This is a genomic window from Bacillus sp. T17B1 (assembly GCF_026796395.1).
Classification (GTDB): Bacteria; Bacillota; Bacilli; order Bacillales; family Bacillaceae; genus Bacillus; species Bacillus spizizenii_A.
In genome coordinates, this window is sequence record NZ_JALAYA010000038.1 from 1 (window position 1) to 1,110 (window position 1,110).

General features: G+C 42.7%; 2 protein-coding genes. Both read left to right on the forward strand.

Going from position 1 to position 1,110, the window contains the following annotated elements; all coding sequences use genetic code 11:
- Positions 1-216 (forward strand): hypothetical protein (locus tag MOF34_RS16720; RefSeq protein ID WP_268400948.1); only part of this gene is annotated, 216 nt, incomplete at its 5' end.
- On the forward strand, positions 213-1,073 hold the full coding sequence (locus MOF34_RS16725) for an IS3 family transposase (protein WP_268400951.1): 861 nt from the start codon (positions 213-215) through the stop codon (positions 1,071-1,073). The genes MOF34_RS16720 and MOF34_RS16725, both read left to right, overlap by 4 nt.
- Positions 1,074-1,110: the final 37 nt, after the last annotated feature.

The following is a 1,110-nucleotide window of genomic DNA, read 5'->3' on the forward strand; positions in this document are numbered from 1 at the left end:
CGGAGTTCAACCCAGCTCAAAAATTGGGTGAAAACCTATCGAGAAGGCAAGTCTTTAGATGATCAAAGGGGCAAAGAGACAAAGTCAGACAATCCTTTTATTGGACGCCCTAAGACAACATTTAAAAGTGTTGAGGAAGAACGAGATTATTTAAAGGCACAGGTCGAATACCTAAAAAAGCGTTATCCAAATCTGCATGGGGAGGACGGATTTTGAAGACAGCACGATTTGAAGCTGTGCACGAATTGAAGGATCGTTATCCGATTACGTGGCTGGTGTGTATCGCCAAAGTGTCACGGTCGGGGTACTATAAATGGTGCAAGACTCAACGGATTCGAATGGCAAGGCAACAGAGAGAGCAGATCATAAAAGAACACATCATGGCGATTCACCACTCACGTCCTTTCTATGGGTATCCTCGGATCACCATCGCTTTAAAGAGAGAAGGATTTTGGATCAACCATAAGCGTGTTTACAGATTGATGAAAGAGATGAACATTCAATCGATCATTCGAAAAAAGCGACGTTATTTTGGAAGACAGGCACCGGTTGTCCTGCCAAACCGGCTTAACCGAGAATTTCAAACCAATCGACCTAACCATCTATATGTAACCGATATTACCTATATTGCTTGTGGACAGCGATTCTATTACCTTTCTGCCGTACAAGATCTTTACAACAATGAGATTGTCGCATGGAAGCTGTCAAAACGAAATAATCTTGAATTGGTCATGAAGACAGTAGAAAGTATGACAGCCCAACGGGACGTCCAGGGAGCTATCCTCCATTCTGACCAAGGCTTCCAATACACAACAAAAGCATATCAAAAGCGACTCGAAACCGTTGGTTTGAAAGGCAGCCATTCGCGTAAGGGAAACTGCCTAGATAATGCCTGTATCGAATCGTTTTTCTCGCATCTCAAAACAGAGAATGCATATTTTTCGACGTGTCAAACCGAAGAAGAGCTTCACAAGAGCATTGAAGATTACATTCAATTCTATAATCACGAACGATTCCAGAAAAAATTAAACCAGTGTGCTCCGGTAGAATACCGTAACACACTGGTTGCTTAGGCTTTTTGTGGCTGTCTACTTGACAGGGGTAAGACCA